Source organism: Sphingomonas sp. Leaf407 (assembly GCF_001425385.1).
Classification (GTDB): Bacteria; Pseudomonadota; Alphaproteobacteria; order Sphingomonadales; family Sphingomonadaceae; genus Sphingomonas.
In genome coordinates this window covers 37,134-52,694 of the sequence record NZ_LMQO01000008.1, presented here as the reverse complement: position 1 = coordinate 52,694, position 15,561 = coordinate 37,134, and the positions used below count along the sequence as shown (strand labels likewise).

General features: G+C 69.9%; 11 protein-coding genes. 8 read left to right on the top strand and 3 right to left on the bottom strand.

Annotated elements, in window-relative coordinates; all coding sequences use genetic code 11:
* Window positions 1-305, bottom strand: a 305-nt coding sequence (locus ASG37_RS16970) for an Lrp/AsnC family transcriptional regulator (protein WP_156460582.1), incomplete at its 3' end; no start/stop codon positions are given.
* Window positions 306-433: 128 nt separating this feature from the next.
* On the opposite strand from ASG37_RS16970, the gene ASG37_RS16965 reads away from it, so the two are divergent.
* Window positions 434-1,387, top strand: coding sequence for an ornithine cyclodeaminase family protein (locus tag ASG37_RS16965; RefSeq protein ID WP_055763258.1), 954 nt, complete (start codon window positions 434-436; stop codon window positions 1,385-1,387).
* Window positions 1,384-3,450, top strand: coding sequence for an amidohydrolase family protein (locus ASG37_RS16960; RefSeq protein ID WP_235525129.1), 2,067 nt, complete (start codon window positions 1,384-1,386; stop codon window positions 3,448-3,450). Before ASG37_RS16965 ends, ASG37_RS16960 begins: the two co-directional genes overlap by 4 nt.
* Before the next feature lie 218 nt (window positions 3,451-3,668).
* On the opposite strand, the gene ASG37_RS16955 is transcribed toward ASG37_RS16960, so the two are convergent.
* Together ASG37_RS16955 and ASG37_RS16950 are read right to left on the bottom strand one after the other, a co-directional pair.
* Window positions 3,669-5,180: a S10 family serine carboxypeptidase-like protein gene (locus tag ASG37_RS16955; RefSeq protein WP_235525128.1), complete on the bottom strand. Its 1,512-nt coding sequence runs from the start codon at window positions 5,178-5,180 to the stop codon at window positions 3,669-3,671.
* A gap of 19 nt (window positions 5,181-5,199) precedes the next feature.
* The gene (locus ASG37_RS16950) at window positions 5,200-6,489 is read right to left on the bottom strand and encodes an aminotransferase class V-fold PLP-dependent enzyme (RefSeq protein ID WP_055763253.1); all 1,290 of its coding nucleotides are present in this window, start codon (window positions 6,487-6,489) and stop codon (window positions 5,200-5,202) included.
* Window positions 6,490-6,611: 122 nt separating this feature from the next.
* Between ASG37_RS16950 and ASG37_RS16940 the strand changes: the two genes are divergently transcribed.
* The 6 genes from ASG37_RS16940 to ASG37_RS17855 all read left to right on the top strand — a co-directional run bounded on the left by ASG37_RS16940 (window position 6,612) and on the right by ASG37_RS17855 (window position 15,558).
* The gene (locus ASG37_RS16940; RefSeq protein ID WP_156349052.1) at window positions 6,612-8,018 is read left to right on the top strand and encodes a S10 family serine carboxypeptidase-like protein; all 1,407 of its coding nucleotides are present in this window, start codon (window positions 6,612-6,614) and stop codon (window positions 8,016-8,018) included.
* Window positions 8,019-8,187: 169 nt separating this feature from the next.
* Entirely contained in the window at window positions 8,188-11,244 is a 3,057-nt protein-coding gene (locus tag ASG37_RS16935; RefSeq protein ID WP_055763245.1) for a TonB-dependent receptor plug domain-containing protein, read from the top strand.
* A gap of 56 nt (window positions 11,245-11,300) precedes the next feature.
* The gene (locus ASG37_RS16930; protein ID WP_235525127.1) at window positions 11,301-12,536 is read left to right on the top strand and encodes a pyridoxal phosphate-dependent aminotransferase; all 1,236 of its coding nucleotides are present in this window, start codon (window positions 11,301-11,303) and stop codon (window positions 12,534-12,536) included.
* A complete protein-coding gene (locus tag ASG37_RS16925) occupies window positions 12,533-13,990 on the top strand; it encodes a S10 family serine carboxypeptidase-like protein (RefSeq protein WP_055763242.1) in 1,458 nt (485 codons plus the stop codon). Before ASG37_RS16930 ends, ASG37_RS16925 begins: the two co-directional genes overlap by 4 nt.
* Window positions 13,987-15,297 carry an APC family permease gene (locus tag ASG37_RS16920; protein WP_055763239.1) on the top strand — a complete coding sequence of 437 codons (1,311 nt, stop codon included), beginning with the start codon at window positions 13,987-13,989 and terminating at the stop codon, window positions 15,295-15,297. Before ASG37_RS16925 ends, ASG37_RS16920 begins: the two co-directional genes overlap by 4 nt.
* A 75-nt stretch (window positions 15,298-15,372) precedes the next feature.
* Entirely contained in the window at window positions 15,373-15,558 is a 186-nt protein-coding gene (locus ASG37_RS17855) for a hypothetical protein (protein ID WP_162233454.1), read from the top strand.
* Window positions 15,559-15,561: the final 3 nt, after the last annotated feature.

Genomic DNA, 15,561 nt, shown 5'->3' with positions numbered 1-15,561 from the left:
AGCGTATAGGCTTCGGTGATCTCGGGAATATCCTCGATCGCGCGCATGAAGCGGTCGCGCGCGTCGTCGCTCAGCCGGCCCATCTTGAGCTGGGCGAAGATATACATGCTCTCGCCGAACTTCTCGCGATCGAGCACCGCGACCTGCGCCTTGATATAGCCTTCGTCCTTCAACCGCTGGATACGGCGCCAGCACGGCGATTGCGACAGGCCGACCCGGTCGGCGATCTCGCTCGACGATTCGGAGGCGTCGATCTGCAACCGGTCGAGAATCTTGAGGTCGAGGCGGTCGAGGGCGTCAGCCATGATTATGCACAGTTCCGGTGAAAGGCGAATTGAACCGGCCGCCGTTTGACCATGGATGCGATCGATCGGCAAGCATTTGCCCGTTTCTCGGGGTAGGCTGATGCCCGACAGGCCGTTGGGGAATAGGGATGCTACGCGACGAACTGGCGATCTTCGATAGCGCGGCGGTGCGCGCCGGGCTCGGGTACGGCGACTGCATCGCCGTGGTGCGCGCGGCAATGATGGCGCTGTCGGCGGGCACCACCCGCCAGTTGCTGCGCACGATGCTGTCGCTGGGGCCAGGGCGGACGTTCGCGCAGATGCCCGGCGCGCTGGGGGACCATGAGATGTTCGGCACCAAGACGATCAGCGTCTTCGCCGACCCCCAGGCACCCGGCAAGCGCCGTCACCGGGGCCTCGTCGTGCTGTTCGAACCGGTCGAGGGCCGGCCGGTTGCCGTCGCCGATGCCGAGGAGATCACCCATATCCGCACCGCCGCCGCCACCGCGGTCGCGACCGACGCGCTGGCCCGCGCCGATGCCGCCACGCTGCTGATCGTCGGCACCGGCGGGCAGGCACATACCCATTTGCGCGCGCTGCCGCTGGTCCGCCGGTTCGACCGGGTGCTGGTCTGGGGCCGCGATGCCGTACGCGCCGACGCGGTGGTCGCCGCCTTCCCCGATCTGCCGTGCGAACGCGCCGACGATCTGGCCGCCGCGTGCGGCGCGGCCGACGTCATCTGCACGCTGACCGCCGCCGCCGAGCCGGTCGTCCGGGGGGAATGGGTCCGGCCCGGCACCCATGTGAACCTCGTCGGATCGAGCGGCCCAGGCCCGGTCGAGGTCGACAGCGCGCTGGTGATGCGCAGCCGCTATATCGCCGACAGCACCGCCTCGGCGCGCGATGCCGCCGCCGAATTCCTCGTCGCGCGCGATGCCGGCCTCGTCACCGACGACCATATCGTCGCGGAGATCGGCGAGGTGCTGCTGGGCCGCACGCCGGGGCGGACCGGCCCGACCGACATCACGCTCTATAAATCGCTCGGCCATGCGGTGCAGGATCTGGCCGCCGCCGCCCATCTGTACCGGACGTGCGGCCGATGATGGCCCGCCTGCTCCTCGCCGCGCTGCTGGCCGGCACCGCCCCGGCCGCCGCGCAGACGCACGAGCGGCTGTCGGTGATCGCCAATGGTGAAAAGGTCGGCAGCGTCACCGTCACGCGCAACGGCGATCACGTCGCAATCCATCACGACGTCAAGAACAACGGGCGCGGCCCGACGATGGACGAGGCGATCGAGCTCGACCGCGACGGGTTGCCGCGCCGCTGGACGCTGGACGGCACGGGGACGTTCGGCGGCGCGGTTCACGAACGCTTCGCCCGCGATGCCGCCGTCGCCCGCTGGACCGACGCGGGCGGACCGCGCGATAGCAAGCTCGATGGCAAGGCGCTGTATCTGGGGCAGGCCGCCAGCCCATGGGCGCTGGGCCTCTATGCCCGCGCGCTGCTGAAGGCACCGGGCGGCACGCTCCCGGCACTTCCCGGCGGGCAGGTGCGGATCGAGCGGCTCGGGGTCCAGACGATCGGCGGCACCGCCTATCACGCCTATGCGATCGGCGGCATCGACCTGACGCCCGAACTGATCCTGCTCGATGGTGACGAGGCGTTGTTCGCGGTGCTGGGGTCCGGCGGCGCGACGGTGCGCGAGGGGCATGAGCGCTACGTGCCGGCACTCGCCGCGCTGGCGACGCGGCTGACGGCGGAGCGCTATGCTGCGCTCCAGCGCCGCTTCGCCCACCGCATCGACGCACCGGTGCGCATCCGCAACGTGCGCGTGTTCGACCCGGTCAGCGCGACGCTCGGGCCTCCGGTGTCGGTGGTGTTCGCCGACGGGCGTATCACCGGCATCCAGCCCCTCGACGTGCCCGCGTCGCCCGGCGAGGCGATGATCGACGGCGCGGGCGGCACGCTGCTGCCGGGGTTGCACGACATGCACGCGCATGTCGGCCTCGATTCCGCGCTGCTCTATCTGGCGGCCGGCGTCACCTCGGTTCGCGACATGGGCAACGACAACGGCTTCCTGCCCGACCTGATCCGCCGCATCGGCGCGGGCGAGGTGGCGGGGCCGCGCATCACCGCCAACGGCTTTCTCGAAGGGCGCAGCCCCTATTCCGCGCGGCTCGGCATCGTCGCCGACAGCGCCGCCGGGGCGACCGATGCCGTCCGCTGGTATGCCGCGCGGGGCTATTGGCAGATCAAGATCTACAACAGCATGAACCCGGCGTGGGTGCCGGCGATCGCGCGCGAGGCGCACCGGTTGGGGATGCGCGTGACCGGCCATGTCCCCGCCTTCACCGATGCCGACGCGATGATCGACGCGGGCTATGACGAGGTGACGCACATCAACCAGCTCATGCTGGGCTGGGTGCTGGCCCCGGGCGAGGATACCCGCACCCCGCTGCGCCTGACCGCGATGCGCCGCACCGCGACGCTCGACCTGGCGTCGCCGCGCGTGCGGCGGACGATCGACCGGATGGTCGCGGGCAATATTGCCCATGATCCTACGGCGGTGACGCTGGAGCTGCTGATGGGCGGGCGCGACGGCATCGCCAACCCGTCGGTCGCGGGCTATATCGACCATCTGCCGATCGGACTGCAACGCCGCCGCCGTCAGGCGATCGCCCCGATCGCGGGGCCGGCCGATGCCGCGGCCTACGACGGAGCGATGGCGAAGGTGCGCCAGACGCTGAAGCTGCTGCACGATCGCGGCATCCGCCTGCTGCCCGGCACCGACGACCAGACCGGCCTGTCGCTCCACCGCGAACTGCAAATCTATGCCGAGGCGGGGATACCGATCCCCGAGGTTCTGCGCCTCGCGACGCTGGGCCCCGAACGCTATCTGGGCCGCGACCAGCAACTGGGATCGATCGCGCGCGGCAAGCTGGCCGACTTCCTCCTACTGCCGGGCGATCCGACCCGCGACCTGGGCGAACTGCACCGTATCGCGATGGTGGTGAAGGACGGCACGCTGTATTTCCCGTCCGAAATCCATCCGGCGTTCGGAATCAGGCCGTTCGCGCCCGCCCCGCGCCTGACGCTGCCCGCCACCGCCCCGGCGGCGGCGGGTGCCGCGCCGGGCCATGACGTGGCGGATGAATTTCTGTTTTAGGGCCGGTCGACGTTCAGCATTTCCGGCCAGTCTTCGTCATTTTCGGCCGAAACGGCCGTCCCTTTCGTCACCCCGGACTTGTTCCGGGGTCCACGGCTCGGCAATCGGCATAGCTTGAGCCTCGATCGACCGCATGTGCGGCCAGGTGGACCCCGGAACAAGTCCGGGGTGACGACGCGCGAAGGAATGTCGATCGGTCCCAATGGGGGTCGCCCGCGTCACCGCGCCGCGACCACCTCCTCCACGAAGCGGTGCAGGTCGCCGCTCAGCGCGGCCAGCGCCTCCACATCCTCGAACGCCGAATGGCCGGCGGCATAGCGGCGGAACGTCGCGCGGCCGGCGGGCACGCCCTGCTGCTCGATCGCGAACTGTCCGGCATAGACCGGGGTGGTGATGTCGTAATACCCGCCCGCAGCGAACAGGCGCAGCGTCGGTTTCGCCGCCATCGCGGCGGTCAGATACGGCGCGAACGCCGCCGCGCGGTAGCTGCCGCCATACTCCTTGTCCCAGCTCCATTTGAAATTGATGCCGAGGTTCAGGCTGCGATAGGCGCTGGGCACCGCATAGCCCAGATCGTCCTTCAGATAGCGTTCGATCAGGCTGGCGGTGCCCATCCCCAGCGACATCGACGGATCGTCGAACGGCGGGCGCAGCCGGCTGTCGGCCAGGGCGCGGGTCGCGCGCCCGTCGAGTTGGCCCGTGCGCAACCCCTTGTCGGCGAGCAGCCCGAGCATGAAGTCGCGCCGTTCGAGCCGCAGGTTCTTCGCCATGATCGTCGCTGCGGGCAGGCCGGTGAACGCCGCCATGCGCGCCGCGATCCGCGCCTTGTCCGCCGCCGGCAGCGACGCGCCCTGCATCAGCGCGGCGGCATAGTCGGTCTGCGCGAAGTGCAGCGCCGCGTCATACCACGCCGCGACCCCCTGCCCTGCGCGATCGACCGCGCCGTGATACCATGCGACCGCCGCCAGCGTGGGGAACAGCACCGCGTCCGACACCACCGGCCCGTCGCTGTCGCCGATCGCCGACGACAGTAGCACGACGCCATCGGGCAATGGCTTCTTCGCGGCCATCGTCTCGTTCAAAATCGCCAGCGCGCGGGCGGTGCCATAGCTTTCGCCGACCAGCAGCACCGGCGAGGCGGTCCGCCCGTTCGCCGCCAGCCACCGCTCGATCATCGATGCCACCCCGCGCGCATCGCCGCCGACCCCGAAATAGGGCGACGCATCCCTACCCGCGACCGGCATCGACGCCCCGGTGCCGACCGGATCGATGAACACCAGATCGGCGATGTCGAGCAGGGTGAAGCGATTGTCCTCCAGATGCGCGGCATCGCCGGTGCCGACCATCCGGCGCGGCCCGAACGCCTGCATATGCAGCGGCGACGACGACGCCCCGGGCCCGCCGTTGAACAGGAACAGCACCGGCCGCTTCGCCGCATCGCCCACGCGGTCGGCGACATAGGCATAGCTCACCGCGACAGCGACCGGCGCACCGTCGGCCCCCGGCATCGGCTGTTCGGTGACGATCGCGCGATAGGCGAAGGGGCGACCGTTCAGCGTGATGCGAGCCTGCGTCGTCACCACCCGCGCGCTGGCGGCATCGCGCGGCACCATCGGCTCCATCGCCCGCAGGAACGCGGGCGACATCGGCGCGCTCCCCTCGTCCTGCGCAGGCAGCGCGGCGGGCGTGAGCAACAGCGCGACGAGGGGCAGGAGACGGCGCATCGGCATCGGTTCTTTCGTTGAAGGTTCAGGCGCGCGGCAGCGCGGCGAGCAGCCGCTCGACATCGTCGATCGTGTTGAACACCGATGGGCTCACCCGGAAGCGATTGCGCGACAGGGTGATCTGCACCTTCGCTGCCTTGAGCGGCGCGGACAGCCGTTCGCGCGCGCCCTCCAGCACGCAGGTGACGAGCGGCGTCCGGCTCTCGGGCGGGGTCACGACGGTATAGCCGCGACTGGCAAGCCCGGCATGCAGCCGGTGCAGGAGCGGCTGCCGCCACGTCGCGATCCGCTCGACGCCGAGCGCGAGGATATGCTCCAGCGACCAGTCGAGCATCGCCGGCACGACATGCGCATGGGTGCCGCCCGCGAACAGCCCCTCCATGTCGCGCCTCGGCATCACGTCGGCGACCGGATAGTCGGGGTTCGTCGCGGGGGGATCGAACGGATAGACATGCGGGTCGAACCGGTCGAGCTGGTAATAGCCGTACCGCGTCCGCCGCAGCCGGTCGTGCAGGTCGGCGCGGACATAGAGAAAGCCCAGCCCGAAATCGCCCATCAGCCATTTATAGCTGGCGCAGGCGGCGAAATCGACGTTGCTGGCGCGCACGTCGATCGGCACCGTGCCGGCGGCATGGATGATGTCGGCATAGACCAGCGCGCCCTTCGCATGGGCGATCTCGCACACCCGCTTCAGGTCGTGTTCGAACCCGTTGTAGGTCGATACCAGCGACAGCGCGACGAGGCGCGTGCCGGGGACGATCGCGCGTTCGATGTCGTCGATCGCGATGCGGTTGGCGCGCGGCCGCAGCCACACGACCTCCACCCCCTGTCGCGCCAGTTCCTGATAGAGATAGAACGACCCGAAGAAATGCAGCGTATCGGTGACGATCCGCCCCTTCTCTGCCGGAAAGCCGAGCGCGTCGAGCACCGCCTGTTCGCCGGCGGTAGTGCTCTGGACGAACGCGATCTCGGCCGGGGTCGCGTTGATGAGCCGCGCAAAATTCGCCTTCACCCGCCCCTCGACCGCGTCGGTCGGGAAATAGCCGTCCATCGTCGCGCGCTGGTCGAGATACGCCCGCGCCGCATCGCGCGCACCGATCGGCAGCGGGTGCATCGTCCCGCTGTCGAGATAGGTTCCGGGCATGGCGGCGAAGCTCGCGCGGTCAGGCAGGGTCGGCGCGGGCACGGGCGCGGCCATGCCGCGCGCCGCCAGCGGCAGCATCGCCCCGCCTGCCAGCACTCCGCGCCGCGTCACCCCGTCGACCACCGCCGTCTCCACCCGTTCGTGCCACAGCCTAGCGCGGGCGGCCCGCATAAATCTTGCGTCCTGCGGCCGGTCGATCGACCGCCCCGGTCGCCGGTCGATCGCCGCACGCGATCTGTGCATAATCCTGCCGCCGGATTGCTGCTACCCCGGCGGACAAAGGGAGTGTCGCGATGATCCGATGGGCTTTGACGGGCATGATTCTGGCCATGGCCGCCGCGCCCGCCGCCGCGCGGACCTGCGCGCCCGACGCGGTCGAAACGCGGCACAGCGCGCGCATCGCGGGACGCACCCTTGGCTATGTCGCCTGCGTCGGCGCGCTGCCGGTCCGCATCGGCAGCGCGCAGGCGCGGATCGTCTATACCGCCTATCTGGTCCCCGGCGCGGCGCGCCGCCCGCTCAGCTTCGTGTGGAACGGCGGCCCCGGCGCGGATTCCCGCACGCTCCAGTTCCACGCGATCGGGCCGCGCGTCCTGCGGGACGGCGCGCTCATCGACAACCCGGACAGTCCGCTCGCCGCCACCGATCTGGTGTTCGTCGATCCGGTCGGCACCGGTTTCAGCCACGCCATTGATCCGGCACGGGCCGCCGCCTTCTATGGCACGGTCGCCGACATCGCCGTCACCGCCGATGTCGTCCGCGATTTCCGCCAGCGCTATCGCCGGGAGGCCAGCCCGATCAACCTCGTCGGTGAAAGCTTCGGTACGTGGCGCGCCTCGGGCGTCGCCGAAGCGCTGGTCGAGCGGAGCATCCCGGTCGCCGGCGTCGCGCTGATTTCCGGCGGCATCCCGCTGGGCGAGGAGGGACAGGCCAACCGCCGGCGCGCGCTATCGCTGGTCAACCGGACCGCGACCGCCCTCGCGCTCGGCAAGCTTGCCCCCGAGCTGCAACGCGACCGGGCGGCGACGCTGGCCGAGGTCGAGCGCTGGGCGGAGGCCGTCTATGCCCCGGCGCTGGCCGATCCCGCCGCACTGCCACCCGCACGCCGCGCGGCGATCGTCGCCGCGCTCGCCCGCTATCAGGGGCTCGATCCCGCGACGATCGATGCGGCGACGCTGTGGGTTTCGCCGCGCGACTTCCGCACCCGGCTGCTCGCAGCCGAGGGGAAGACGCTCGACATCTTCGACATGCGCCGGACCGCGCGGGCGCAGCAGGCGCAGGACGATGCGGTCGTCCTCGACTACTACCGCCGGGCGCTGGGCTATACCGCCGGGCGCTATGCCGGGATCGACAGCCCGGCGGGCGATGTCGGCGGCCAGTGGCGCTATGACCAGTCGCCGATCACGAAAGAATCGCTGGCGCGGGCGATGGCCGGCGAAGGTCCGCCCAGCGCGTCGCAGCCGTGGATCCAGCGGGCGATGGCCAGGGCCCCCCGGCTGCGGGCATGGGTCGCGACCGGCCTGTATGATTCGCTCAACAGTTGCGCGGGCAACGCCGCCACGGTCGCCGCGTTGCCCGGCGACCTGCCGCGTCGCTTCACCCTGCGCTGCTATGCCGGCGGCCACATGATGTATGAGGACCCACGCGAAACGGCGCGGTTCGGCAAGGAGCTTGCGGGGTTTCTGCGAAACGGCGCATAATTTTTGCGCCGAACCGGCATAATCGCATCATTGCGAACCCGAAGCCGCCGCGAAGCCCGCCGCAACGCCGAAAAATGCCCCGCCGCCCACGCTATGCTGCCGCTCAGGGACGGACCGCAGACGGCATCCATGCCGCGCGGTCCGGGGCAAACGACAGCAAGGGGGCTTCATGCAGCACGTACAGTTCGGAATGGTCCGCAGCCTGATGGCACCGACCGCGATCCTCGCCGCGCTGGCCGCGCTGCCGGCACGGGCGCAGCAGCCGGTCGAAGCGTCGATCGCCACCGATGCCACCCCCGCCGCCGACGACATGATCGTCGTCACCGGATCGCGCATCCGCCGCGCCGGGCTGGACAAGGCCTCGCCGGTCGCGGAGATCACCGCGCAGGCGATCACCGATCGCGGCTTCGTCACCGCCGCCGACGCGCTCAACAACCTGCCGTCGAACGCGCCGGTGCTGAACCAGGCCAACGGCAGCGGCGACAGCAGCGGGCCGGGGTTTCAGGCACCCAATCTCTTCAACCTCGGCACCGGCCGCACGCTCACGCTGTTCAACGGACGGCGCATGGTCACGACCGGATCGGGGATCGGCTCGAGCGACGGAGTGGGCAACGCCTTCGTCGATGCGAACATCATCCCGCTCGGCCTGCTCGACCGGGTCGAGGTGTATCAGGGTGGTGGTGCTGCCGTCTATGGATCGGATGCGATCGCCGGCGTCGTCAACTATATCGTGAAGAAGGATTTTTCCGGCCTCGTGCTGGATGCGCAGAACGGCATTTCCGAACGCGGCGACTATGCGACGCCCAGCCTGCGGGCGACGGCGGGGATGAACTTCGCCGGCGGACGCGGCAACATCGCGATCGATCTGGGCTATTCGAAATCGCCGACGCTGATGTTCGATGCCCGTCCGCTGTCCAATCGCGGGCGGCTGACCGTGGGCAACGCGGCCGACACCGGCCCGGCGGACGGGATTCCGGCGGTGAAGGAAATCTTCAACGCCGCCTTCTGGCCGTTCAACCGCAATGGCGTGGTCTTCACCCGCCCCGCCCCGGTTCCCCAGTTCCTCGCGCGCAGCAGCGGCAACGCGCTGCAGTTCGCACCGGACGGCAGCGTCGTGCGCTACGACACCGGCGCGATTCAGGGGATTCCGTTCGCATCGGGCGGTGACGGTTTCCAGTATCAGGCGCTGGCGGGCTTACGCACCGGCGTCGAGCGCTATACCGCCAATCTGATCGGCCATTACGACCTGACCGATCGCATCACCCTGTCGAGCGAACTGCTCTATGCCCGCACGACGGGCACCGAGATTCCGCAGGGCAACAGCTATACCACGCTGAACGCCGGCAACTACGCCGGCCCGATCCCCTTCACGATCACCAACCCGTTCCTGTCGACGCAGGCACGGACGCTGCTGGCGGGGGCCAATGCCGGCTTCGCCGCCGGCGCGCCGCTCTATCTCTCGAAATATTTCTACGACCTGACCCCCACCACCGACCAGACGACCCGCACCGAAACCTATCGCGCCGCGCTGGCGCTCGACGGCGGGTTCGATGTCGGCGACCGCGAATTCTACTGGTCGCTCGCCGGCAGCTATGCGCGGGTCGACGGGGCACAGCGCAACTGGCAGGTGGTCAACACCCGCTTCCGCAACGCGGTCAGCGCGGCGCTGAGCGGCGGGCGGATCGTCTGCGCGATCAACGCCGATGCGATCACCACCAACGACGATGCCGCCTGCGCGCCGATCAACCCGTTCGGCGACGGCAATGTCGGCGCGGCGGCGCGCGACTATGTCAGCACCCGCGCCGGCATCGACTGGACCAACGAACAGGTCGATCTGCTCGCGACGCTGGGCGGCACGCTGGCGAAGCTGCCGATGGGCGATGCCGACTTCAGCGTCGCCTATGAACATCGCAACGAACGCGCCGCCTTCGACCCGCTGGCCGCCAATCGCGTCGGCAGCTTCGGCAACGGCGCGCGGGAGGTGGCACAATCGGGCGACTATAACACCGATGAACTGTCGGCCGAACTCGTCGTCCCCCTGATCGGCCGGGATTTCCAGTTGCCGCTGGTCCGGCTGCTGGAGGCCAAGGGCGCGTTCCGCTATGTCGACAACAGCTATGCCGGGCATCAGAACGTCTGGGATCTGGGGTTGCGCTGGGAAGTGACCGGGGGCGTGACGCTGCGCGGATCGCGCAGCCGCAATTTCCGCGCGCCGACGCTTACCCAGTTGCTCGCCCCGACCGCCAGCGGGCTGAACTCCGTCGGCTTCGACCCATGCGATGCCGACCGGATCGCCAGCGGCCCCAACCCGGCGGTGCGCCGCGCCAACTGCCTTGCGCTGTTCACCGCCAATCCGGGCTATGGCGTCGATCCCGACGGCACCGGCGCGGGGCTAGGCGCCGCCGCCCGGCTCGCCCGGTTCCAGGACCCGTCGGAGAATTTCCCGCGCGCGATCGTCACCACCGGCGGCAACACCGCGCTGCGCAACGAAATCTCCAACACCTGGACCTATGGTATCCTGTTGCAGCCACGGGTCGTCCCTGGTCTCACGATCAGCGCCGACCGAATCGAGATCGACCTGACCGACGGGCTGTCATCGTTCATGACCGCCGATTTCGCCGCCGCCTGCTATGACGATCCCAACCCGTCGTCGGCGGTGTGCGGGGCCTTCACCCGGCTCACCAACAGCGACGGGGTCAGCCCCGGCGGCACCATCGCCACCGGCACCACCACCACCTTCAACGCCGGGGTCGTGCGCTATCGCGGCGAAACCTATCTGGTCGACTATCAGTTCGCCTTGGGCGACCTGCTGGGCGGGGGCGATCTCGGGCGGCTGCAACTGGGTGCCGCGGCGACGCGCAACGCGTTGCTGACGACCTCGGTCACGGGCACCACCTTCGTCCGCACCGACGGCACCTATCTGTCGCCGCGCTGGGTCGGCCGGTTCAACGCCGCCTATGCCAAGGGGCCGCTGCGCCTGACCTACCAGCTCGAATATCTCGACCGGACGGCGGCCGCGCCGAATGCGTCGATCGAAACGGTGCCCAATCCGATGCTGCGCAGCAACGTGGTCCACGACGTGTCGGCGCAGGTCGATCTGGGGCAGATCGCGCTGCGTTTCGGGATCGACAATCTCACCGACCGCGAACCATCCTATCCGCAGATCGCCTATGGCGACATCCTCGGCCGCCGGTTCTACGCGGGCGCGCGGATCAAGCTGAAGTGACGGCCCGCCCGGCCGCCACGGCCGGGCGACGCGCCGGCGACCCTCCTGACGAGCGGATGCAGACCCTGACGATGACCCGGCCGGACCCGACCGATCCCGTATCCGCGCCGCCACCGCCCACCGGGCCGGTCGCGGCGACGGGGGTGTCCGAATCCTATTCGCACTGGGTCCGCCGCGTGATCCGCGCGGTGCGCGCCGAACGCAACCTGCTGGTCGGGCTGTTCGACAGTTCGGTGCCCGAACCGGTCGACCATCTGCGCGATATCATCGCGCAAGGCTTCGGCGAGACGATCACCGCGCGCTACACCAGCGCGTTCACCGGCGGCAATCCCTATGTCGTGGGCCAACTCGCCCGGCACTATGGCGTCGAGCCCGGGCAGGTCCTGTGTACGACCGGCGCGACCGGCGCGCTGTCGCTGATCTACCGCGCGCTGCTCGAACCCGGCGACCGGATACTGGTCGAAAATCCGGGGTTCGACCTGTTCCACAAGATCGCCGAAACCTATGGCTATGGCGTCGACCGGTTCGAGCGGTCGGGCGACGACTTCGCGGTCGATCCCGCCGCGATCGCCGCCGCGATGACGCCGCGCACCCGGTTGATCGTGCTGTCCAGCCTGCACAATCCGTCGGGCATGGCGGTGCCCCCCGCCACGCTCGCCGCCATCGGCGCGCTGGCGCAGGCGCACGGCGCGCGGGTGATCGTCGACGAAGTCTATGCCGATTATATCGATCCGACGCTGCGCCCGCCGCCGGCGATGCGGCTGTCGGACGCGATCGTCAGCATCAACAGCCTGACGAAGTCGCACGGGCTCAGCACGCTGCGCTGCGGGTGGATCGTCGGTGCGCCCGGCACGATCGATCGCATCCGCGCGCTGGCCGACGAGATCGACTTCGGCGTCTCCACCCTGTCGCACGCGGTCGCCGCGCTGGTGCTCGAACGGCCCGACCGGTTCGAGGCGTATCGCGCCGACATCCTGCGCCGGGCGCGGCCGATCATGGAATCCTATCACGCGCACTGGCGCGAAGCGGGGCTGGTGACGGGCACGCTGCCGCCGTTCGGCTGCATCGCCTTTCCCCGGCTCGTCGGGATCGACGATACGGTGGCGTTTTCGGAATGGCTGGCCGAGCGCTGCGGCGTGATCGTGGCGCCGGGCGAGTATTTCGGCGCGCCCGGCCATATCCGCATCGGCTTCGCCCGCCCGCCCGCCGATGTCGATTACGGGTTGCAGGCGCTGACCGATGGCCTGATCCGCTATCGCGACCGATACAGCGGCGGGAAGGAACGGGAATGATGCGATGGGTGGCGTTGGCGCTGGCGGCGTTGTTAACGGCGGCCACGGCAGTCGCACAGACGCTGCCGCCGCCGGCCGTCAAGGCACGCAGCACCGCCACGATTTCCCTGCGCGGTGCGACGATCGCCTATGACGCCGAAGCCGGACTGGTGCCGGTCGCGAGCCGGCCGGGCCACCCCGACGCGACCGCCGGCTATATTTCCTATACGGTGCGCGGGGCCGACCGGCCGGTGCTGTTCGTGTTCAACGGCGGCCCCGGCGCGGCGTCGGCCTATCTCCACATGGGCGCGCTGGGGCCGAAACGGGCGCGCGTGCCGCAGGACCCCGCCACCCCCCTGCCCGCCGCCGCCGTCATCGGCGACAATCCCGACACGCTGCTCGACATCGCCGATCTCGTGTTCCTCGACCCGCCGGGCACCGGCTTTTCAAGCGTCGCCGCCAATGCCGACACCGGCTTCTATCGTTCGGTCAAGGGCGATGCCGATGCGGTGGCGCAGGCGGCGCGCGCATGGCTGGCGGCGCACGGGCGCAGCGGCGCGCCGCTCTACATCCTCGGCGAGAGTTACGGCACGATCCGCGCCGCCGCGATGGTCGATGCGCTGCGCGAACAGGATCCGGCGCTGAAGCTGCGCGGCGTCCTGCTGCTGGGGCAGGCGCTGAACATGATCGAGACGTCGCAGCGGCCGGGCAATGTCGTCACCTATCCGGTGGCGTTGCCGACGCTGGCGGCGATCGCCTGCTACCACGGGGTCCGCCCGCTGCCCTGTACGCCGGACGGCAGCGCCCGCGAGGCGTCGGCCTATGCCGAAGCCTATCTCGCCGCGCTGTTTCGCGGCCGCGCGCTGGACCCGGCGGCGCGCGCGGCGGTGGCCACCCGGCTCGCGGCGCTCACCGGCATTCCGCGCGAGTGGTATCTCGCGCATGACCTGCGCATTTCCAAGGAACGGTTCCGCGTCGAACTGCTGCGCGCGAAGGGCCGGGTGCTCGGCCGCTACGACGCGCGCTACACCGCGCCGCGTGCCGCCGATGCCGGGGACACCGTCGGCCCCGATGCCTTTTCGGGCGTCTCCGACCTGTATGCCACGGCGGTGATCGGGCAACTGGCGGCGATCGGCGTGGCGGACCCGGCGGCGTACCGCGTTCTCGCGCCGGGCGGCGGCGACTGGCGCTACGGATCGGGCGATTCACCGTTCAACGACTGGCCGTTCATGGCGCGACTGGAGCGGGCGATGGCCGCCGAACCCGCGCTGCGCCTGTTCGTCGGCACCGGGCTGTACGACCTGACCACCACGGTCGGCGCGGCGGATTATCTGTTCGCGCAGAGCAGCCTGCCCCCCGCCCGCTACCGCAACCGGCGCTATCCGGCGGGGCATGTCGCCTATTCGGACGATGCGAGCTGGGCCATGCTGATGCGCGACCTGCGCGCTTTCATCACGGCGGGGGCAGCGCGTTGAGCGACGCGACGCTCGCCCGGCGCATCGATCTGTGGGGCGTGGTGGCGCTCGGCCTCGGCACCGCGGTCGGCGTGTCGATCTTCTCGGCGATCGCCCCCGCCGCGAAAATCGCAGGGCCGGCGATGCTGTTTTCCGCGCTCATCGCCGCGCTGCCGATGTATCTCATCGCGGTCAGCTATGCCTTTCTCGGTTCGGCCTGCCCGGCGTCGGGCGCGTCGTTCGTGTGGCCCGCGCGGTTCCTGCATCCCACCTGGGGCTTCTGCATCGGATGGGCGCGGATCGTCGCCAACGTCGGCGCGATCGTCGTGCTGGCGCTGGTACTGGTGCGCTATGCGTCGATGCTGGTGCCGCTCCCGACCAAACCGACGATGCTCGCGCTGTTGGCGCTCGCGCTGGTCGCCAACCTGTTCGGGATGCACATCGCGACACGGGTGCAGAAGGTCCTGCTGGTCGGCATGCTGCTGCTGTTCGCGGTGTTCGTGGCGTGGGGCGCGTCGCGCGGGGTGGATGTCGCGCGGCTGCAGCCGTTGTTCCCGCACGGCATCACCGGCATGATCGCCGCGACCCCGTTACTGATGGGCCTGTTCTTCGGGATCGAGGCCGCGACCGAAGCGGGGGCCGAGGTCGCCGACAGCCGCCGGACGATTCCGCTGGGCATCGCGCTGTCGATCGGGTCGGCGACGTTGCTGTATCTCGCGGTCGGCTTCGTCGCGCTGGGGGTGCTGGGCGGCGATGCGCTGGGGGCGAGCGACGCGCCGATCCTCGATGCGGCGAAGCGGTTCATGGGGCCATGGGCGACGCCGCTGGTCGTGCTGGCGGCGGTGCTGTCGATCGGCAAGTCGCTCAACGCGCTGTTCGCGATGTTCAGCCGCAGCCTGTACGCCATGGGCGTTTCGGGCATGCTGCCATCGGCGCTGGGGCGGGTCCATCCGCGCTGGCAGACGCCGCATGTCGCGCTGGTCACGGTGTTCGCTCTGGGCTGCGTCGGCCTGCTGCTGCCGATGGAGCTGACGTTCCTCTTCCTCGCGGTGAACATCCCGAACCTGCTGAAATACGGCAGCATCTGTGTCGCCGCCGCCCGGGTGGCGGAGCGCCATCCCGACATCTACGACGCGGCCGCCTTCAAACCGGGGCGGCGGCGCCTGCGGATCGCGGGCTATGGCGGCGCGGCCAGCGCGTTCCTGCTGATCTTCGCCGGTCTGGAAACCGACTGGCGGCCCTATGCCCTGCTGCTCGTCTGGATGGTGTGCGGTCTTGTCTTCCTGAAAATCCGGTCGCGCCGATCGCCCGCCGCCCCGCCGGCCTGAACCGCCGATTTTCGCTTCGGTCGCTGCGCCCGTTTGAGCGCTGGCGCGTTGAAGCCGCTCCATCAGGAGCAGGCCATGACCGACACCACCCGATCCGACCATGACATTGCGTCCCCCGCCGACCTGCCGATCCAACCGACGGGCAGCGGCGTCGCCGATCTGGAGATCGCCAAACTGCAGGCGGCGCTCGAAGAGGGTGCCGAGGACGAATCGATCGCGATGCCGATCCCGGACGACGATCCCACCCCGACCCGGGCCTGAGCG